Source organism: Stenotrophomonas sp. CASM106 (assembly GCF_049384825.1).
Lineage (GTDB): Bacteria > Pseudomonadota > Gammaproteobacteria > Xanthomonadales > Xanthomonadaceae > Stenotrophomonas > Stenotrophomonas muris.
Genome location: NZ_JBMRFS010000001.1, coordinates 402,168 through 420,536, shown reverse-complemented (window position 1 = coordinate 420,536; position 18,369 = coordinate 402,168). Strand labels below are relative to the sequence as shown.

Here is an 18,369-nt window from a genome sequence, read left to right as displayed (position 1 = left end):
ACTCGTCGATTGGGGCGTCGGTGTATACGCACCGGGGCCGCCAATGGATGCAGACGGTTGCCTTCAGTGCGACGAGCCTGCAGCACCCGTGCCCTGGCCCGCTGGCAGCAGCGAAGGCTGCTGGTCAAACCACTCGCGTGCCTTGGCCAGATGCCATTGGCGCTGGTCGCCGTCCAGCTCGATGCCCGCACCCAGCAGCCCCCACCGTAGATACAGATCACCGCGCTTGCGCTGTTCCAGCAGATCCAGCCGCGCGCGCACCGAAAGGCGATCGTTCTCGGCCTGCAGCCCGTCGATGACCAGATGGCCCGGACGCCAGCGCAGCGTCGCCTGGGCCTGCACCTGGCCGGAATCCAGCAGGGACAAGGTCCAGCGCGGGTAATCGGTGCGCTCTGCGAACAGCGCCAGCAACGGTCGTGCATCGCTGAGATCCAGGTCCGTGGTCGCATCCACCTGGAACGGCGACTGCGCATCGATGCGCCCACGCTTGAAGTCCACGCGGCCTTTCCATGCCGTCGAGCCCTGCGTGCCCGCCACCTGCACGTTGCGCAGCTCGACCGTGGTGCCGGACAGATCGAAATGACGCTGGTTGAAGTCTCCCCGGCGCAGTGTTGCGTTCACGTCGATATCGCCGCCCATGTCCAGCCCTGCCACCTTTGCACTGGCGTTGCGCCCCAACAGCCGGGCCGTGCCATGGCCGACGCGCCCGTCGGTATCGAGGGTCGCATCACCACTCACGGTGCCGGTGCCACGGAGCAGTCGCACCTGGGGCGAGCCCAGGTAACGGTTGTAGGCGGTCAGATCAGGGATGGTGGCTTCACTGAAGCGCAGCTGCGCGCGGACGCCTTTGCGCAGTTCCTGCAGGCGGCCATCGCCGGTCAGGTCCAGGGCCAGATCCCGGCCGTCGAACAGGCGCACGTCCTTGGCATCGCCTGGCCGCGCGGTGAAGCGGGGCAACCGGACGGCCAGCCGCGCCTGGCTGGGCGTGCCGGCCTTCAGTTCGCCGTGGGCGCTGGCCGTGCCCGCCAAGCGCACACCCGCCACCTCGGCCACGGCTTCGGCCGCAGGAATGTCCACGGTGCTGCCTTCGGTCAGCTCGCCGTTGCGAAGGCGCAGGTCTGCCTTCAGCGTGCCGCCGCCATCCAGCTGCAGCCACGGCTTGCGCACGAACAGGGCAGGGATCCAGTTGAGCGAGGTGAACGTCCATTCGCCGCGCACTGTGCCAGAGCTGCGTTCCAGCAGCAGTGCGGGCTGTTGGAAAGGAATGTCCCGGCCACTGATATGCAGATCGGCATCCACCTCGCTGCCTGAACCGGACTTTGGCGGCAAGCGGGCCTGCAGGCGCAGATCCCTGGCCACATTGAGTTGCAGCGCCAGCATGCCGCGATCGGGGGCGCCGTCGCCCAGGTAGAGCGGCACCTGCCACAGCGCGTGGTCGCCGGGCTGCAGTTGGCCATCGATCAGGTGGAGTGCGGCCTGCAGTCGTCCGGGCACTGGTGCGCTGGAGATCTTCGGCGTTGTGGCATTGGTGTCCATGCGCAGGCCCTGGCTGCGGGCATCGACCTCGAGCTGGGCATGCAGCAGCTTCAACTTGGCCAGGCCGGGCGCCTGGTCCCGATAATGGCGCGGATAGCTGAAGCGCGCGGTGAGATCCATGTCGCCCAACAGCTGCACGCCGTCAAAACTGGTGTCCGCATCGCTGAATGCAACCTCGGATTCGAACAGTTCCGACGGCCCGCCGCGCAGCTGCTTGAGGAAGCCCACCGTGCCCTGCCCCTGGCCGATGATCAGCAGCTTGCCGAAACGTGCGCTGCGGATACTATCGCTGTGGATGGCGTCGAAGCGCAGGGTCCAGCCCCGGTCGCTGCGCGGCGGTGGCGGGATGGCCTCTTCCACGCGGCTGATCTCGGCCGAAACCCCGGTGGCCTGCAGCCGGGGCACCCGCACTTCGCGCTGGAACAGGGGCAGTACCGCCAGACGAGCGCTGGCGCGGTCGGCGTGCAGCACGTAGACCGTGTGGTTCACATGGCCGCGCATGTGCACGTTCCAGGCGATGACATGGCCTGGCAGCACGGTAATGGCCGGCCCAGTGGTCATCACGAACTTGTGCGGCTTGCGGTTGGTGACCTGGTCAAACAGCGGTGTGTTGAGGAAGATGTTGCCGGCCAGCAGGTACAGCAGGTAGATGCCCAGCAGGACGCAGGCAGGAACACGCCACCGTCGAAGCCGGTGCGGGATGTGCGCGGAAACAGGGGGCATCTACTGCTCTGAAGGCCGGAATATCTGCAACTATTGCCGAGCCGATGGCGGTGGCGCGTGAAGCAGCTACGGAGCAGGCGTTGGATTCTGGTAGTGTCCGGCCTGGTCACCACCACAGATCTGCAGGAGTCGCATGGATATCCGGCCCGCCCGTGCAGGCGATTTCGACGTGATGTGGGGCATGTTCGAGCAAGCCATTGCGACGCAGGATGCGCTGCCCTTTGCTGGCTCTTTCGCTGTCGAGACGTTTCGCGCGCATTGGTTTCAGGCCCAGGTACCTCATGTAGCTGTGCTGGAGGGCCGGGTTGTGGGCATGTACAAGATGGGCCCGAATTTCCCTGACCTTGGGGCGCATGTGGCCAGCGCCACGTATGTGGTCGACGCCGCGACACAGGGGCGGGGCGTGGGCCGAGCCCTGGTGGAACACAGCCTGGAGCGGGCGAGGGCGGAAGGGTTCCTGGCCATGCACTTCAATTACGTGGTCAGCACCAACGGCCCGGCGGTGGCGCTGTACCGGAAGCTGGGGTTTGCGGTGGTTGGAACGCTGCCAGAGGCCTTCCGGCATGGCAGGCGCGGGTTGGTCGATGTCTTCGTGATGCACAGGTTCCTGTAGTGCCGTCGCCAGGTCGGCCGCATCAATCAGCATTCTTCGGGAGTGTGATGACGAATGAGGTGCGGCCATCACGCCATCGTCCATGGACAGTGCCGCGGTGCGCGTGGCAGATTTCCCGCACCAGGAACAGGCCGAGGCCAAGGCTCGCGTGTTCTCCCTGTGACGCGTTGTGCGAGCCTCGGCGCAAGGGATCGAACAGGCTGTTGAACGCTTCGTCCGACAGTTCGGCCCCCGTGTTGCTCACCGTGATCAGGATCTGGTCGGCGAGGCCCTCAACGCTGATCCGCACATCGGTGCCGTGTTCGCCGTACTTTGCGGCGTTGGTCGTGAGGTTGTGAACCGCCTCGCGCAACTAAGAGGCATCGAAGCAACCGCGGGCATCGCCTTCAACCTCATACGTGATAGGGACGTGGGGCAGGGCAGCGCGAAGCAATTCGACTTCCTCGCCAAGCGATTGGGCAAGATCGCAGTCCACCGGATGAATGGCCATCCCATCGCCCAGCTTGCTGCGGCTGTAAGCCAGCAGGTCGTCCAGCAGCTTTTTCATGCGCATGCTGCCGTTGATGATCCGCTCGGCCTGCTTGGCCAAAGCTGGGTCCCGCAGCCCACTGGCCAGGGTGTCTGCCGAGAAGATGATCGCTGCCAAGGGGCCTCGGAGATCATGCCCGAGCGCCGCGAGGAAGATCTGCCGCCAGGATTCGACCTCGGCAGAGAACTGAGCAAGGGATTCGGCCACCGCCTGGTCGATGGCCTCATTGAAACGAAGGATGTCATCGATCGATGAAGTGACCAGCCGCTGGTCGGATGCCCATCGCCGAAGTACCGAAGCCCGAAGCGCTCGATACTCAGCCACCATCTGGTTGAGGCCAAAGCCGGCGATGGCGCGGGTTCGGCCATGATAGGACGCGGCGGACTCGGGGCCGGGTTTCAACGGTGCAAGCCCGTGGGACTTCGCGAGCTGCTGGGAGTCTGTCTGCGGCGATCTGAGATCGTCTATGACCGCCTGAAGAATCTGGGGAAGATGATTCCGAAGTTGCTTTGCGCTGAACTCGACGGTATCGGGTGCCTGCGTTTCGGCGAATGCCACCGCGTCGTCGAGGATTTCCCGCGCATTCTGTTCGATAAAATCAGCCAGGCGCATCGCCAAACCCGTCCTTAAGTGGTGCGCCGAGCCTACACGAGGGCGTTTGGATACGGGGTGAGAAAGGCTCGGCCTGTGGGGCGCGGTTCTGCCGGTGTTGGGGCGGCCATTTGAAGGGGGAGCCTGCAGCGCGGGTTGGGCCCGGGCGGCGGTCGCCCGGGCCAGTCTGGCTAGAACATAATATACATACCGCCGTTGTCGGCAGCGCTAATCGCCTGAATTTGGGCGGTTTTTGCGTTTGCGAGGCCCGGCATTGACAGCGCTACCAGCGCGACGACCGCAGCCGCCGCGCTGATCCTGTCCAGCATGAGACGCCAGATCTTCCGCTCGACCGCCGACGTTGCGCGCTCGGCGTGGATGAGTGCCATCCAGAGCGGCCCATCCAGCTTTGCCATGTCGCACAGCTGCGCAATTCGTTCGTCCGGGACGGGGTAGTTCCCGTTCCGCCAGCCGCTGATGACGGCGCGCGTGATGCCGAGCCGTTGGCTCAAAACGTTGTCGGACGGGATGTTCGCGGCATCCCGCACTCGGTCCAGCAGATCAGACGTGGCTGACATGTCTAGAAATCCCTTGACAGTGGTGTATGGCCACCACTATACATGCGTCCGTGTATCGGGATTCCTATACACCCCGCCAGTCGCTCCCCAAGACCGCTGGCGGGTCCTCTTGGGGCTTGGGGCAGGGGATAGGGATGATCAACCCGCTCGTTACCTTCGTGCTGCTAGCGGCCATCGTGGCCGTGTCGATTGGCGGCGCTCGCATCGTTTCGTGGCTGCTCGACAGGCGTGACTACACCGCCTCGCAGCGGTCCCGCGAAGCCCAGGTGATCGCACTCGCACAGGCTGAGATTGCCGCCACCAAGCGCGGTGATCTGCACGCTGCAGCTGAGCTGGCCGATGCACAGGAGCGAGTCGCATGAGCATTCATTCCTTTGCCGCCGAGCTCGCGGAGACCGATATGGGCCTCTTCGCATGTGCGGTGCTGATTGTCGTCTGCCTCGGCGGCGCGATGGCTTCAATCGTGATTGAGCAGGCATGGCTTGTGATCCGCCGCCTGTGCAAGACCTGGAAGGACCGCGCCAATGGTCGGTGATCGCGCGGTGCTGGCCGGGTCGGGACTCCCCTCGTCTAACAGGGGAGTCAGTGAATTCAGGAACCCCGAGGGAACCCTGACGGTCGGCATTGACTGGTTCTCCGCTTCCATCGATCTGCGCGCAGCGCTGGACGAGATTGCGTTCCGTGATGGCGACAGCTTCGAAGAGGTCCGCCAGTGGATCGAGTTCTCCCCGGACAACGCCCGCATTGCGGCCTTGCAGGTGTTCTGCTGGTTCTTCGCCGGTCTGGGTCTTGAACTGGATGAAACGGCCGGCGGCGGCCGCTTCTACACGTGGCGAATCAAGATCATCGACGCGGCCAAGAAGTTCGTTGGGATGATCGAACTCGGTGGCGAAGAGTGCCGCCGCGCAGATGGTACGTATACCGCCCGCATCGAACTTACCGGCGATGGATGCAAGGCGATTAGCGCAGCGCGCTGCGGCCATGCGCAGCGGTGGCTGGAGCTTCGAGCGAAGCTCGAAAGCTGCGCCGGGAGGATCACCCGTGTCGATGTGTGCGCCGATGACCTGGTGGGCGATTACCCATTGCGCATGGCACAGAAGTGGTACGCCAATGGCGACTTCGACAACCGTGGTCAGCGCCCCAAGGCGCAGCTGGTGGACGACTACGACAGCGGCGACGGCAAGACGTTCTATGTGGGCGGCAAGAAGTCGGAAAAGCAGCTGCGGGTCTACGAGAAGGGCAGGGAGCAGGGCGATAAGAGTTCGCCGTGGGTGCGCTATGAGGCGCAGTTCCGCAACTCCAATCGCAAGGAACTGCCGCTCGACATTCTGCGCGATCCGGCCTCCTACCTGCTCGGGGCTTATCCGGTCCTGTCCTTTCTGCGCTGTGTCGCCACGCGCATCGAAATCACGAAAGCCGCCGTTGAAGCGACTTGGAAGAGCGTTCGCCGCCACATCCGCCGCCAGTACGGCGCGGCCCTCAATTTCATCGCCAAGAACTGCCCGGACGATCAGTCCCTGCGGTCGGTAATCGAATCCTGCACTTCGCCATCGCTGCCGAAGTGGGTCACAGGTGACACAGCAGCGCACTGGCCCGAAATCGCGGCCGTACAACCAACCTCAAAGGGGTAACGAAATGATCAAGGTCACCGTACTGGATTCGCAGATCAACGAGCGTGGCGGAAGCTTCACCAACGACCGCAACGAGAACGTTGAATTCACCACCCGCAAGCAGCGCGCCAAGCTGGAGGCGGACGGTTTCGCCTATCCGTTCGATGTGCGCCTGGACAAGGGTCAGCCGGGCTATCAGGCGGGCGAGTACGAGCTCGACGTCCCGGCCATGCTGCAGGTCAACAAGGGCGTTGCAACCCTGAGCAAGTTCACGGTTCTGCGCCCGCTGCAGAAGGCTGCACCGCGCCCGGCAGCGCAGGCCTAAGTCATGGCGCGGTACGTCTACGAATGCCTGCAATTCAACCAGCAGACCGGCACCTGTGAGCAGGCTGGATTCGTGCCGCGCACCGAGATTCCCGACCTTTCCACTGCCGAAGTGTCGGGAATTCTGTCCATGGTCGCAGTGTGTTTCGCCGTGGCGTGGGCATACAAGCAGTTAGGCAGAACCATCCGCAACTAACGACAAGGGGTAGCAATATGAATCTCGACGCAACTGCAGCACTGGAAATTCTTGGCACTCTGGCGGCCACCATCGGCCTGATCGGTGCTGCCAAGCTGGCACCGGCCGCGATCTCGGTCGGCTTCAAGTGGATCAAGGGCGCGATCTTCGGTTGATCGCTGTAACACGGGGCCGGGCAATCCGGCCCCTTTTCATCGGGGGCTGTCATGCTCGGTCTATTCGTTCTCTGCGTAGGTAGTGCTGCGCTCTACATCGCGTTTGGTGATTGAGGTGCGCTGGCTCGTCATCATCCTCGCATGGGCTTCGTCCATGGGCATTGCCCCAGTGGCTCACGCACAGTCGTCGGGGTACGGCATGTGCGGTACCAATGCCACATGGGAGACGGGGCAGATTCCAGCTGGTTGCGATCAGGGCATTGCCTTCTCTGAGTGCAAGGCTAAGGAAGACGAAGCGGCTTCATCGCTTGAGCAGCGCTACGGAATGCCGGGCAAGGCGGAGAAGCTCGGTTGTCCGGCTGTGGGTCAGAATCCAACCTACTTTCGCTGCTATGCCCGCATTCCTGGAATTGGCGACACTGAGTGCGGCAAGTACTACTTCGGTGAGCGCTGTAGCGCCCGACCTTACGAGCTTGGCTGGCAAGGTGGTGGCACTGCTGCCACTGTGAACGTTTGCCACAAGGGCTGTATGTATTCCAGTTCGCTCGATGCTGAGGCCACCTCCGGAATCGGATATTCACCGACAGGTGGGACCTGTACTGAGTCGGATGCTCCGGAGCCGAAACCTGTAGGGGACGGCGGTGGAGATGATGGTGGCGGTACTGGTGGCGAGACTGGCGGCGGGGATGGTGATGGCGGTAGTGATGGCGGAGGCGACGGTGGCGGCGACGGTGGTTCAGGTGGTGGTGACGGCGGCGGTGACGGAGAAGGGGACGGGGACGGTGACGGTGACGGTGACGGTGATGGCGATGGGGACGGCGATGGCGGGCCCGGTGATGGCGGTGAGAACCCCAGCCTTCCGGGCGATCCGCAGTATCCGGGTGACGTTCCGATGCCTTACATGGACCCTCCCATCCCGAGCAGCTACTTGGGCCAGTGGTCCAGCGGTCTAGGCAATGGGTCTTGCCCAGCGACCAAGGTCGTGACAGTCGCCTTGGGAGGCATCAGCACCAGTGTCAATTTTGAGTTCAAGCCGCTCTGTGACTTCGCGCTGATGATTCGAGGTCTTGTCATCGCCTGCGCTGGCATCGCAGCGGCTTACATCGTCGCGGGAGTGCGCAAATAATGCCCTGGTTAGCAGCGTTCCTTGTCCAACTGTTGGGCAACTCTCTTGCTCGTGTACTCACCGGAGCCGGCCTTGGCCTCGCGACGGGTGCAGCATTGCTCCCGCTGGTGAAAGGCGCACTTAATCTGATTACGCAGAAATGGTCGGGCATCGCCGCCGACCTGGCTAACGTCATGCTGATGGCGGGAGCAGGGGAGGCGATCACCCTCATTGGCTCTGCCATCGTCACCCGCGTTGTGATTGACGCAGGCAAGGTGGCTGTACAGAAGGCGGCTTCCAAATGATGTATCTCATTTCCGGACAACCGGGCAACGGTAAAACCCTGCGTGCCATGTCGATGGCTCACGAGTTCTATGAGCAGAACCAGCAGCAGGTCAAAGAGGGCAAGGCGCAGCCGCGGCGCTTCTTTACCAACATCGCGGGGGCTACGACCGACGAGAATCCGCAAGCCTTCCCATGGCTTGAAAAGCTTCCAGAACACAACGACTGGACCCAGCTTCCGGATGGTTCGTTCGTGCTGTACGACGAAGCTCATTCTGATGGCAACACGCAGGGGCTGGAGCGTTACGGGAGGCTGTTTCCATCCACCGGCAAGCCCGGTGAATCCGACGATCCTCGAATTCGCTCAATGTCCACGCATCGCCACCGTGGTTTCGACTTGGTTTTCATCACCCAGTGGCCGAGCAAGATTCACCACCAGGTGCGGAGCCTGATTGGCTCGCATACTCACATGAACCGTACGTTTGGTATGCAACGCGCAGGCGTGCTTACGTGGTCGCGTGTCCAGCCAGATCCGTATGACGAGCGTGTGCGCGATAAGGCTGAGGAAGAAATATGGTCTTACCCGAAGGCACTGTATGAGCGCTATCGCAGCGCCACGCTCCATACAGCCAGCCACAAGTTCAAAGTGCCCAAGCGTGTTTGGCAGGGCCTATCTATGGCAGTAACGCTGATTGTCTGCCTGTGGCTGATCTGGATTTTCGTCGTCAAGCCTTCCACCGCATCACCCAAGAAGGAAGAGCAGGGGGCCGGTGCTTTGCCGACCGCCGCTGCCCTGGCGCCCTTGGGCGCGGGCATGGCGGCGGCACGGCCCCTCTCCCGCGAAGAATACGTGGCGAAGCACAAGCCGCGAGTCGAGTTTCAGCCTTGGTCGGCGCCCGCCTTCGATGAGCGCACAGTGCAGTCGCAGCCTGAGCTGTACTGCATGGCATCCGGCACGACTGAGCAGGACACCACCTGCACGTGCGTGACCGAGCAGGGCACCAAGGCCAGTATTTCGGTCCCAGTGTGCGTGGCGATCGCGCGCGATGGCCCGGCCTACAATCCCTATCGGGCACCCCGGCAGGAGGCTGACCCGCGTCGGGATGATCCGGCCCGGAGTGTCGCTCAGTCCGAACCATCCAGCACGCGTGAACCGTCTCCGCACGCGCTCGTTGAGGTTGGCAAGCGCCCAATGGGCACGTTCCCCGAATCGCCGCCTTATCCGGCCAGCTTCTGACAAAGCGTCTCAGGCCGGCCTATACTCGGCGCATGAACTCGCGTCTAGACATTCACTACTGGGTTGCCCGATGGATGGATTGGGCCTTCTCGCGCTGCAAACTGTGATGCGTCACGGCGTGCAGGAAGAAGACACCTGCACCCAGCCGTTCTCCACGCGTCGAAATCCTTGTCCATTGATGCATCGGTATCCCGGTGGAATCCTCTTGGGGGCTTCTTCGCGCAGCAGGCTTTCCCGTTTCGACCGCGCTTCTTCGACTGGCATGGACTTGGGGTAGAGCTGGCGGGCGAGGGCCTCCCCGGCGCGCTCCTGCTCCTTCATGGCGGCGTGTCGCGCTACGCCCAGGACGCCGCATGTCGCCAAGAGCAATGCACTTCCGCCCAAGAACACCCCTAGGGCCACCTTCCACACCAGTCCCGTCGAACTCGCCATCTATGGCACCCCCAAGTGATCCAGCGGCCATTCTACGGGGTGTAGGGGCAGCGCCCCTACGGAAGCGCCTTACACGCGCTGACGAGGTCTCGGCCCCGGTGCTGGTGGGACACCTATCGATAGGTCGGCGTCGGGACCAGCCATCACCCCGGATAACCGCTTTTCGGTGCGTCGCCGGACAGCATCTCGGAGATCTACAATTTCGGCAGCCTTGTACGCCAAGGGTTTCCGGCGATCTCGAGCTCGAATCTTCGAGCTCGAAGCATCCTCCATCAACCTTCGCCATTCCTGCGCCTGCGCAGCAGTGAGCGACAGCCAGGCCAGATCTTCGGGCAGCAACTCGCGGCCTTCGGGTGTGACCAGTCGGCCAGCCTTAAACGAAAAACCGGCCCAAGGGCCGGTTAGGTTCCGATCACGCACAATCAGGCTCCATGCCGCAACAGGGTCAGGGGGCGAGGCAAGAGCCGTGCCAGCCACCCCCTCAGGAGCTTGAACATAATATACATTATGCGAAATGCTGTATCGACCTTGGCACGGTTCGTCGGCTCCGCGTGGCAATGGCTGGGCCTCTGGCTCGGCTCTTGCCTGCGTCCTCAGTCCCCGACCAAGGATGAGATCGCGGCATGATTGAGTTCGACCCGCACCACCGTATCGACTTGACCGGCCCTTGGGCCGGTTTTTCTTTCATCGGTGATCGTCTGATCACGCCCGAAGGCCGCGAGTTGCTGCCCGAGGATCTGGCGTGGTTGTCGCTCACCGCCTGTCAGGCGCAGGAATGGCGCCGAATGATGGAAGCTGCCCGCTCGGCGCCGTCGATCGACAGTTCCAGAAATGTGCGCAATCGCGATGCCAGCATTCGCCATCATCCTGCCACTGTCGTCAATCTGCGGGACGTTGTGAGCCAACGCAAACAGCGTTCGGCGGTGGCGATGGCTGGCCCTGACGCCGAACCCGCGCTAAGTGTCCTGCCGCTCCCGGGGCCTAGACCTCGCCAGCGCGGGTGAGGCGTTTTCCGTAGGGGCGCCGCCCCTACACCCCCGCTCGTAACCAAGCGCCCCGTAGTCCACCATTACTCTGCGCCCATCGGGCAGTACGCCGGCATCCGCGCTCTTCGGCTCAAATGGTGTGCACCGGCCAACCACGTGTGGCCAATCATCCGAATCGAACCACTCGTCGAATTCGGCATCTGACATGCTTCTTGCTCGGGCCATCACAAGCAAGAGTGGCCCTGGAGTCGCCCAGAGCAGTGGGCAAAGGTTCGGGTAATGCTGCTGTCGCCACGCGTCGACCTCGGCTTGATTGCAGTTCAAACCCTGCTTGATTCGTGACGCCCCTGACAGCCGCGGGACCTTGACCGCGTACCGCCCGATGAGGAGGACGATTCTTGACATCCCGCTGTGCACTTCGAACCATTTGGACGGCACGGTCTATCCCTCACGGCAACGTAGCCATTCACCTCTGGAGTTCCGCAGCTGCTCCCAGCCGTTGTTTAGTCGACGCATTGCGGTCCCCCCCATGCAGGCAGCGCCCAGCCGCTTTGCCTCGGCACTCCCGTAAGCAGGCATGCGAACAATTTCGCTCGATGGCGTTGGGAGGCCTTGACGACGCGCCTGCCCTTGTATCAGGGACCGCTCAATCTCGGCGCAATAGAGGCGGATGCGCGGATCGAGGTGCTGCTGGCATTTCAGCGGCTCAGCGCCAAGGTTGCTCGCCTTCGGTGTTGGTGGCGTGTACCTGGGCACTGGCTGCGGGCCGGTGGCCGAGCGTAGCTGTTGCGCATGTACAGGTGCCGAAAGCAGCAGAGCCAGAAATAGGCCTGGTCGAATGTCCATTTCGCCCCCTTTGGATGGAGGGATGGTACTCGATACTCGCCATTTGTGTGACGCATCACGCCTCAAAAGCTGGCCGGATAAGGCGGCGATTCCGGGAACGTGGCCATAGGCCGCTTCCCAACTGCAATTAGCGTGCTTCCGCTGGCTGCGGCGGTGGTCGGCTGTGTCTCGCTCGCGCTCGTCACAGGCGACCCCGCCGCAGCCTTTATGCGCGCGGTCGTAGCATCGGACTGCTCGCCAAACGGGTCCACGGGCCAAGTCGTGGCGATAATCTCGTGCCCCTTAGCGCTCAGTAACACGCCGAATTCGGTTCGCTTCACAGACCAGCCCAGCGCCCACAGCTGCTCAGTGGTGAATCGATCGAGCACTTGCCCGCCGCCTGACGCGCGAAACTCCACGATGTCGCGCTGACCGTACCACCCGGCGTGCCTCGCCCTGGCATTGGCCGCCATGTCCAGAATGTACTGAACGCCCGCAGGAAGCTTCTCCTTCGCCTTGGGTGTCTCGACCTTTGTGACCACCGTGGCCGGCTGAGCACCCGGCGCGTGCGCTATCGCGGGAATTGCGGCCTTCTGCGTCTTGACAACTTCCTTTAGCTTGCTCTCCTCGCCTGTGGAACCTTCTGCGAAGAAGAACCGCAGGAACATCACCACGCCGATGACAAGCGCGAGGCCCATTACGATTGATGGGCCGCGCAGGGTCTTCCACAAAGTGCGCGTGTTTCCCTTGTAGACCTCATTGGACTCGATGCCAGGCTGCACGCCGTGGTACAGCTCCCATATGGCCGGATCATACTTACGCACCTCGGTGCCAACGGTTTCGTATTTGCCGGTGCCGGTGGCAGCGTAGAACCTCACCGAGTAGCGCTGATCGGACCCCAGCGCGTCGAGCTTGGTATACGTGTTCTTCTTCGCCATGCGGCGGATGATCAAGCGATGCAGGTCTTTGCAGTCCTGCGAAATGATCACCATGTCCAAGCTGATATGGCCGTGCTTGGCGAAGAAGTTTGCAGTGCGCTCGGGCAGGTTGGCGCGATTGGTAGGCCAGTATTCGTGTGCCTCATCGATCACGATCAGTGCGTGCTTCTCGATATGCGGAAACGAAATGGCGCCATCGTTGTCGGTGTCGCATACGCACCAATCAACCACTTCCTTGTCGCCCATCACGTGCACCAGCTCGCGCACCTCTTCTTCAGGCATGCCCAGGTGCGCGGCGATCTTGTCGAGGCTCTCCCCTACCCCGTTTAGGCGCACGTAGACATGGCGCTTAGCGCGCAATGCAGGAAGGATGTGATGCAGAACCGCCTCGTAGCTCTTGCCGCTGCGCGGCAAGCCTTCATGGCCGAAGATCATTTCGTTACGTCCACTGGAAGAGAGTGAGGAACACCCGCACAAGGCGGAATACAAGTGCAGCCGTCAACACAGCGATAGCCTCACCTACGCGCAACTGGGCAACGATGAAGGCGGTCCACGGTCCCGCAGCGTTGAGCATTGCGCAGAAGCTGATCTGCGATAGGAAATCAGGCGCTGGAATCAGGTACACGATGGCCTTGACGAACGACAACACCAGCTCGATGAAGTCGGTCTGCAGATCCGTCATGAAGTCGGAGAAGTCTGCCCACAACGACGTGATCTGTTCCTTTGCCCACGTGGTAAGGGCGGTGACCGGCCCTACCCCATCGGCATATGCCCACGAAGCTGACAGCACAAGCACAAGCAGCGCAGCAGCCAGCACGATCAGATGATTACGCCTCATAGCAGTGCCCACCTCAGCGCCACGATGCCCATGCCTGCAAGGAAGATGAATCCGGCGTACTGGAATAGCTGTAGCAGTGGGCCAGAGCACAGCGAGGCCAGGTCAAACTTGCCCGCGTACTGTCCACCATCCCACGTTGCAGTCGGACAAGTGCCACCGCCTGTGCAGTTGCCGAAGAAACCTTTTACCTTCGACAAGATCGGGGCGCCTTCGATGGCCGTCTTGAACTCCGCTATCACCTGCTGAACCGTCTTGCCGGACTTCTTGTAGAGGCGTCCCGTTGTAGGTCCCGGCGCACCTCCGTCACTGCCGCCGCCCTCACCCGGTCCCGGTCCCGGTCCCGGTCCGGGTCCCGCACAGCCGTCCGGATCCTTGCAGTCGCCGTCCCCATCTCCGTCCCCGTCCCCGTCCCCCGGGCCGGTGCCACCGCCACCATCACCACCCCCGCCGTCACCACCGTCGCCGTCACCGCCCCCGTCACCACCCTCGCCGTCACCGCCCCCATCACCGCCACCATCACCGCCACCATCACCGCCGCCATCGCCCCCGCCTTCACCCGGATCGGGCGTGGTGGGGGCAGGATGATCGTTCTCCGTGCACGTTGCACCAGTGGGCGTAAAGAGGCGACCCGTTGGCGCCTGTGCATAGAGCGAGCCGCTGTAAACGCAACCTTTGCTGCACACGCTTTCAAGCCCATTGTTTCCGCCGCCCTTCCAGCTGGTCTCTTCTGGGCGTGCCGAACACTGAGAGCTGAAGTAGTACTTTCCACACTCTGTTTCACCAACAGATGGAATGCGAACGTAGCAGCGAAAGTAAGTGGGGTTTAGCCCCACCGCTGGGCAATTGAGCTTCTCTGCTTTTCCTGGCATGCCGTAACGCTGCTCGATTGCGGCCGAAGCCTCAGTCTCCTTTGCTTTGCACTCGGAATATGCGATTCCCTGATCGCAGCCAACGGGCACCTGTCCGGTTTCCCATGTGGCGTTCGTGCCGCACATGCCGTACCCCGTGGACTGGGCAAACGCGGCATGTGGGACAAGACTGCCCAGCGCGAGTGCTATGAGAAGAAGAGCCGTGCGGGTCACTGACTGGCCTCATTGAATGCCAGGGCGACCGCATGACCAGCAAGACCACCAATGAACGCAAAGACCATGCACACAAGCATCGTCACTCCCCCCTTTCCGGTGCGCCGCAAAAGACGCACTCGCCACCGTCATAGTCATGGCCGGTGTCAGCGCACACGACCTCTTCAACCTCTCCCGCCTCATCGTCAGCGTGTTCGTCCGCGTCCTGGTCCTCGCGGTCCTCAAAGAAGCCTGCGATCTTGTCGACACACCATCGTCCGAACCAAGGGAGCGCCATCAACGTGCCGGCACCAACAATCGCTGCCACCACCTGTGCGACGGATAGCCCGAGGAACACCCCACTGAAGTCCATCAACCGCCCCCCTAGTAATCAACGACGGCGCGGCACTCCGTGCACCACAGATTGCCGTCGTCCAACACGATCACGTCATCGCCACCACACTCTGGGCACCAATCGTCCTGGCACTCGTCGGCGCTCACGTCATCGGGCTGTGTCTGCATAGGAATCGGGGCCGGTTTCCCAGCCCCTCCCCGTCACAATTCTCCCGCGATCAGCGGAAGAAGGTGGCGACCTTGTTGGTCGCCCAGCGGGCGAAGCCCGGGGATGCCTTGATGGCACCTGCGCTGATGATCGCGCTGACTGCGCTGGCGGCTGCGAGGCCGGTCAGAATGTCGCCGAAGTCCATTGCACTGCTCCTTTGTTGTGCGCGTTGTGCGCGTTAGATGGGGTGGTCAATCCCGCTCTGTACTGACCGACTTCACGACGGCGCCCACGATGTAGCCCAGCACGTTCAGTGCGAGCACCAGCGTGAACACCCCCGAGAACCAACCAGTTGCCACTTCCGGCTCGGGCCACTGGAATAGATCGATGAGAATTGAGGCCTGTGCGTGTTCTGCCGCCGACACAAGCACATACCCACCACACTGCGATGCAGGCTCCCCGGTGGGTACAAGCGTCCCCTCAGCTGTCAGAGACACGCACACGGCCATGGCTTAAACCTGAGCAGCCGGGCGCACGGGCGCCTTCGACAGCGGGCGCAGCACGGTGAACTTGCTCAGCGAGGCCACGCCCTTGTTGATCTGGAGCATGGACTCGACATCGAACTCGTAATCGCCGGGCGGGTAGCCGGGCTGGCCGTCCTGGAGGCGGACGTCATACGGGTAAGCGAAGCCATCCGATTCAAGGCGTGCCTTCTGCTTGCGAGTGGTGTAGCTGATCTGCTCACCCTTGTTGCCCTCGAACGTGCCGCCGCGCTCTTCGATTTCGGCTTTCAGGACGGTTACCTTGATGCTCATATGTAGTTACCCCTTTGAGGTTTGATGTACGGCCGCGATTTCGGGCCAGTGCGCTGCTGTGTCACCTGTGACCCACTTCGGCAGCGATGGCGAAGTGCAGGATTCGATTACCGCCCGCAATGCCTGATCGTCAGGGCAGTTCTTGGCGATGAAATTGAGGGCTGCGCCGTACTGGCGGCGGATGTGGCGGCGTACGCTCTTCCACGTCGCCTCAACGGCGGCTTTCGTGATTTCGATGCGCGTGGCAACACAGCGCAGAAAGGACAGCACCGGATAGGCCCCGAGTAGGTAGGAGGCCGGATCACGCAGAATGTCGAGGGGCAGTTCCTTGCGGTTGGAGTTGCGGAACTGCGCCTCATAGCGCACCCACGGCGAACTTTTGTCGCCTTGTTCCCTGCCCTTCTCGTAGACGCGCAGCTGCTTCTCCGACTTCTTGCCGCCCACATAGAACGTCTTGCCGTCGCCGCTGTCGTAGTCGTCCACCAGCTGCGCCTTCGGGCGCTGCCCACGGTTATCGAACTCGCCAGCGGCGTACCACTTCTGCGCCAGACGCAATGGGTATTCGCCCACCAGGTCATCGGCGCACACGTCAACACGGGTGATCCTTCCGGCGCAGCTTTCGAGCTTCGCTCGAAGCTCCAGCCACCGCTGCGCATGGCCGCAGCGCGCTGCGCTTATCGCCTTGCATCCATCGCCGGTTAGCTCGATGCGGGCGGTATACGTCCCATCGGCGCGGCGGCACTCTTCGCCGCCCAGTTCAATCATGCCGACGAACTTCTTGGCCGCGTCGATGATCTTGATTCGCCACGTGTAGAAGCGACCGCCGCCTGCTGCTTCATCCAGTTCGAGGCCCAGCCCTGCGAAGAACCAGCAGAACACCTGCAGGGCCGCAATACGTGCGTTTTCCGGGGAGAACTCGATCCACTGGCGGACTTCTTCGAAGCTGTCGCCATCACGGAACGCGACCTCGTCCAGCGCTGCGCGCAGATCGATCGAAGCGGAGAACCAGTCGATGCCGACCGTCAGGGTTCCCTCGGGGTTCCTGAATTCACTGACTCCCCTGTTAGACGAGGGGAGTCCCGACCCGGCCAGCGCCGCGCGATCACCGACCATTGGCGCGGCCCTTCCAGAGCTTCCACAGGCGACGGATCCCAAGCCATGACTGCTCAATCACGATTGAAGCGATTGCGCTGCCGAGCCAGACGACAATCAGTACAGCGCATGCGAAAAGGCCCATATCGGCCTCCGCAAGTTCAGCGGCAAAGGTATGGATGCTCATGCGACTCGCTCCTGAGCTTCGGCCAGCTCAGCGGCAGCGAGCAGATCACCGCGCTTCGTGGCAGCAATTTCGGCCCGCGCGAGTGCGATGACCTGGGCTTCGCGCAGCTGCTGCGCGGCGGTGTACTCACGCCGGTCGAGCAGCCACGAAACGATGCGGGCGCCGCCAATGGACACGGCCACGATGGCCGCCAGCAGCGCGAAGGTAATGAGCGGATCGATCATCCCTGTTCCCCTACCCCAAGCCCCAAGGAAACCCGCCAGCGGCCTTGGGGTGCCGGTGGCGGGATCGTCTACATCCGTAGGCGATGGGGCTTTATACGCGCCTACATCCGTAGGCGTCAACACCTGTAGGCTACACCCGTACATGAACCCGAGGCAGCTATGGACTGGAATGACTTCTTTGAGCGGACCCGCGTAGCGGCCAAGGTCGAGAGCTATTCAAAGCTGGCGCCGCTGCTGGGAATCACAGATGGCGCAATCGGCCACTACCGCATGGGTAGGCGTGTGCCGCAGGTGTGGGTGGTGGCGGATGCACTCCGTATCCAAGGGCATCCGGAGCCTGAAAAGCAGGCAATTGAGATCATGAAACGTGCGGCGCTGACCTCGCCGGAGCGTACCTTCTGGAAGCGCTTAGCGGCGACGGCAATGGCGCTATGCCTGGCTGTTGGCTTCGCTCTGCCCCATAAGGCTCAGGCGGCAGTCACGGGCTTCGATAACGCCCACGTTGTATACATTATGCGAAATGCTGTATCGACCTTGGCACGGTTCGTCGGCTCCGCGTGGCAATGGCTGGGCCTCTGGCTCGGTGACTGCCACAACGGAAACGCCCCAGATCCCACAGCTGTCCGCCCGTATTTCCCCACAAGGACGCCCGCGATTTCCAGATCTCCCCCAAAGATGCCCTTGATTCCTGGATCCGCACCTAAGACGCCCTCGATTTCTGGCTCCACATCCAGCTCGCCCTTGAGTTCCCAACTGCGCACCTGATCGGTCAGAGCTTGTCGCCTGCACTTCCCAGTTCCGCCAGTCGCGACATTGGTCGCAAGAACAATTAGACGAGATCTCGGGCCTGAACGTGCGAACAGTTCAGCGGGTTGAGCAGGACTACAACACCGCGACTTCCCTGGGTGACGCGCCACGCCCCGCTCCACCTGCTCAAGCGCGTCGCTCGCCCCCTGACCAAGCTTTGACCTTAACTGGGCGTCGGTGACT

Annotated in this window: 28 protein-coding genes and 1 pseudogene; 13 read left to right on the top strand and 16 right to left on the bottom strand. The window is 62.4% G+C overall.

The genetic code is table 11. The features are described from left to right. Positions 1 to 63: 63 nt before the first annotated feature. On the bottom strand, positions 64 to 2,259 hold the full coding sequence (locus VG556_RS02030) for a hypothetical protein (protein WP_100450038.1): 2,196 nt from the start codon (positions 2,257 to 2,259) through the stop codon (positions 64 to 66). Between the two features lie 133 nt (positions 2,260 to 2,392). Between VG556_RS02030 and VG556_RS02025 the strand changes: the two genes are divergently transcribed. Continuing rightward, complete coding sequence (locus VG556_RS02025; protein ID WP_111144204.1) at positions 2,393 to 2,872, top strand: GNAT family N-acetyltransferase; 480 nt, start codon at positions 2,393 to 2,395, stop codon at positions 2,870 to 2,872. A 22-nt stretch (positions 2,873 to 2,894) separates the two neighbouring features. Here the strand turns inward: VG556_RS02025 and VG556_RS02020 are convergent, their stop codons facing one another. The 3 genes from VG556_RS02020 to VG556_RS02010 form a co-directional block, all read right to left on the bottom strand. Continuing rightward, complete coding sequence (locus VG556_RS02020; RefSeq protein ID WP_258391313.1) at positions 2,895 to 3,224, bottom strand: sensor histidine kinase; 330 nt, start codon at positions 3,222 to 3,224, stop codon at positions 2,895 to 2,897. After that, a complete protein-coding gene (locus tag VG556_RS02015) occupies positions 3,225 to 4,013 on the bottom strand; it encodes a sensor histidine kinase (protein WP_238381449.1) in 789 nt (262 codons plus the stop codon). It lies immediately after the preceding gene. Positions 4,014 to 4,183: 170 nt separating this feature from the next. Next, a complete protein-coding gene (locus VG556_RS02010; RefSeq protein WP_336324739.1) occupies positions 4,184 to 4,570 on the bottom strand; it encodes a DUF3693 domain-containing protein in 387 nt (128 codons plus the stop codon). Between the two features lie 134 nt (positions 4,571 to 4,704). On the opposite strand from VG556_RS02010, the gene VG556_RS02005 reads away from it, so the two are divergent. The 9 genes from VG556_RS02005 (at position 4,705) to VG556_RS01965 (ending at position 9,479) form a co-directional block, all read left to right on the top strand. Next, positions 4,705 to 4,932 (top strand): hypothetical protein, encoded by a 228-nt coding sequence (locus tag VG556_RS02005; protein WP_423179969.1) that lies wholly within the window; start codon positions 4,705 to 4,707, stop codon positions 4,930 to 4,932. After that, positions 4,929 to 5,105: a hypothetical protein gene (locus VG556_RS02000; RefSeq protein ID WP_423179968.1), complete on the top strand. Its 177-nt coding sequence runs from the start codon at positions 4,929 to 4,931 to the stop codon at positions 5,103 to 5,105. Before VG556_RS02005 ends, VG556_RS02000 begins: the two co-directional genes overlap by 4 nt. Next, the gene (locus tag VG556_RS01995; RefSeq protein WP_336324736.1) at positions 5,095 to 6,201 is read left to right on the top strand and encodes a replication initiation factor domain-containing protein; all 1,107 of its coding nucleotides are present in this window, start codon (positions 5,095 to 5,097) and stop codon (positions 6,199 to 6,201) included. The genes VG556_RS02000 and VG556_RS01995 overlap by 11 nt, the downstream gene beginning before the upstream one ends. A 4-nt stretch (positions 6,202 to 6,205) precedes the next feature. Continuing rightward, a complete protein-coding gene (locus VG556_RS01990; protein WP_164072161.1) occupies positions 6,206 to 6,505 on the top strand; it encodes a single-stranded DNA-binding protein in 300 nt (99 codons plus the stop codon). A gap of 3 nt (positions 6,506 to 6,508) precedes the next feature. Then, positions 6,509 to 6,700 (top strand): hypothetical protein, encoded by a 192-nt coding sequence (locus VG556_RS01985; RefSeq protein ID WP_374083037.1) that lies wholly within the window; start codon positions 6,509 to 6,511, stop codon positions 6,698 to 6,700. A gap of 17 nt (positions 6,701 to 6,717) precedes the next feature. After that, positions 6,718 to 6,855: a major capsid protein gene (locus VG556_RS01980; RefSeq protein ID WP_374083036.1), complete on the top strand. Its 138-nt coding sequence runs from the start codon at positions 6,718 to 6,720 to the stop codon at positions 6,853 to 6,855. Positions 6,856 to 6,961: 106 nt separating this feature from the next. Beyond that, positions 6,962 to 7,981: a virulence factor TspB C-terminal domain-related protein gene (locus tag VG556_RS01975; protein ID WP_423179974.1), complete on the top strand. Its 1,020-nt coding sequence runs from the start codon at positions 6,962 to 6,964 to the stop codon at positions 7,979 to 7,981. Continuing rightward, positions 7,981 to 8,265, top strand: a complete 285-nt coding sequence (locus VG556_RS01970; protein WP_024957393.1) for a DUF2523 domain-containing protein — start codon at positions 7,981 to 7,983, stop codon at positions 8,263 to 8,265. The genes VG556_RS01975 and VG556_RS01970 overlap by 1 nt, the downstream gene beginning before the upstream one ends. Beyond that, the gene (locus tag VG556_RS01965) at positions 8,262 to 9,479 is read left to right on the top strand and encodes a zonular occludens toxin domain-containing protein (RefSeq protein WP_374083034.1); all 1,218 of its coding nucleotides are present in this window, start codon (positions 8,262 to 8,264) and stop codon (positions 9,477 to 9,479) included. Before VG556_RS01970 ends, VG556_RS01965 begins: the two co-directional genes overlap by 4 nt. Positions 9,480 to 9,590: 111 nt before the next feature. On the opposite strand, the gene VG556_RS01960 is transcribed toward VG556_RS01965, so the two are convergent. After that, positions 9,591 to 9,800 carry a hypothetical protein gene (locus VG556_RS01960; RefSeq protein WP_423179967.1) on the bottom strand — a complete coding sequence of 70 codons (210 nt, stop codon included), beginning with the start codon at positions 9,798 to 9,800 and terminating at the stop codon, positions 9,591 to 9,593. Positions 9,801 to 9,980: 180 nt separating this feature from the next. Then, on the bottom strand, positions 9,981 to 10,331 hold the full coding sequence (locus VG556_RS01955) for a DUF3653 domain-containing protein (RefSeq protein WP_423179966.1): 351 nt from the start codon (positions 10,329 to 10,331) through the stop codon (positions 9,981 to 9,983). Between the two features lie 203 nt (positions 10,332 to 10,534). Here VG556_RS01955 and VG556_RS01950 point away from each other — a divergent pair, with 203 nt between their 5' ends. Next, positions 10,535 to 10,915 carry a DUF3653 domain-containing protein gene (locus VG556_RS01950; protein ID WP_197620881.1) on the top strand — a complete coding sequence of 127 codons (381 nt, stop codon included), beginning with the start codon at positions 10,535 to 10,537 and terminating at the stop codon, positions 10,913 to 10,915. Positions 10,916 to 11,805: 890 nt separating this feature from the next. Here VG556_RS01950 and VG556_RS01945 read toward each other — a convergent pair. The 10 genes from VG556_RS01945 to VG556_RS01900 all read right to left on the bottom strand — a co-directional run bounded on the left by VG556_RS01945 (position 11,806) and on the right by VG556_RS01900 (position 17,379). Further along, entirely contained in the window at positions 11,806 to 13,095 is a 1,290-nt protein-coding gene (locus VG556_RS01945; RefSeq protein ID WP_423179965.1) for a zonular occludens toxin domain-containing protein, read from the bottom strand. Positions 13,096 to 13,099: 4 nt separating this feature from the next. Further along, positions 13,100 to 13,498, bottom strand: coding sequence for a hypothetical protein (locus tag VG556_RS01940; RefSeq protein WP_423179964.1), 399 nt, complete (start codon positions 13,496 to 13,498; stop codon positions 13,100 to 13,102). Then, positions 13,495 to 14,580 carry a hypothetical protein gene (locus VG556_RS01935; RefSeq protein ID WP_423179963.1) on the bottom strand — a complete coding sequence of 362 codons (1,086 nt, stop codon included), beginning with the start codon at positions 14,578 to 14,580 and terminating at the stop codon, positions 13,495 to 13,497. The genes VG556_RS01940 and VG556_RS01935 overlap by 4 nt, the downstream gene beginning before the upstream one ends. 82 nt (positions 14,581 to 14,662) lie before the next feature. Then, a complete protein-coding gene (locus VG556_RS01930; RefSeq protein WP_423179962.1) occupies positions 14,663 to 14,932 on the bottom strand; it encodes a hypothetical protein in 270 nt (89 codons plus the stop codon). A 199-nt stretch (positions 14,933 to 15,131) separates the two neighbouring features. Further along, the gene (locus tag VG556_RS01925) at positions 15,132 to 15,266 is read right to left on the bottom strand and encodes a hypothetical protein (protein ID WP_049396927.1); all 135 of its coding nucleotides are present in this window, start codon (positions 15,264 to 15,266) and stop codon (positions 15,132 to 15,134) included. Between the two features lie 46 nt (positions 15,267 to 15,312). Beyond that, positions 15,313 to 15,570, bottom strand: coding sequence for a hypothetical protein (locus tag VG556_RS01920; RefSeq protein WP_049396930.1), 258 nt, complete (start codon positions 15,568 to 15,570; stop codon positions 15,313 to 15,315). 3 nt (positions 15,571 to 15,573) lie between these two features. After that, the gene (locus tag VG556_RS01915; RefSeq protein ID WP_423179961.1) at positions 15,574 to 15,876 is read right to left on the bottom strand and encodes a single-stranded DNA-binding protein; all 303 of its coding nucleotides are present in this window, start codon (positions 15,874 to 15,876) and stop codon (positions 15,574 to 15,576) included. Between the two features lie 6 nt (positions 15,877 to 15,882). After that, the gene (locus VG556_RS01910) at positions 15,883 to 16,989 is read right to left on the bottom strand and encodes a replication initiation factor domain-containing protein (protein WP_423179960.1); all 1,107 of its coding nucleotides are present in this window, start codon (positions 16,987 to 16,989) and stop codon (positions 15,883 to 15,885) included. After that, on the bottom strand, positions 16,979 to 17,155 hold the full coding sequence (locus VG556_RS01905; protein ID WP_197620877.1) for a hypothetical protein: 177 nt from the start codon (positions 17,153 to 17,155) through the stop codon (positions 16,979 to 16,981). Before VG556_RS01905 ends, VG556_RS01910 begins: the two co-directional genes overlap by 11 nt. Then, positions 17,152 to 17,379, bottom strand: a complete 228-nt coding sequence (locus tag VG556_RS01900; protein WP_139727088.1) for a hypothetical protein — start codon at positions 17,377 to 17,379, stop codon at positions 17,152 to 17,154. Before VG556_RS01900 ends, VG556_RS01905 begins: the two co-directional genes overlap by 4 nt. Positions 17,380 to 17,538: 159 nt before the next feature. Here VG556_RS01900 and VG556_RS01895 point away from each other — a divergent pair, with 159 nt between their 5' ends. Further along, the gene (locus tag VG556_RS01895; RefSeq protein WP_423179959.1) at positions 17,539 to 18,144 is read left to right on the top strand and encodes a DUF3693 domain-containing protein; all 606 of its coding nucleotides are present in this window, start codon (positions 17,539 to 17,541) and stop codon (positions 18,142 to 18,144) included. 40 nt (positions 18,145 to 18,184) lie between these two features. After that, a pseudogene (locus tag VG556_RS01890) lies at positions 18,185 to 18,367 on the top strand (hypothetical protein); the annotation flags it as partial. Positions 18,368 to 18,369: the final 2 nt, after the last annotated feature.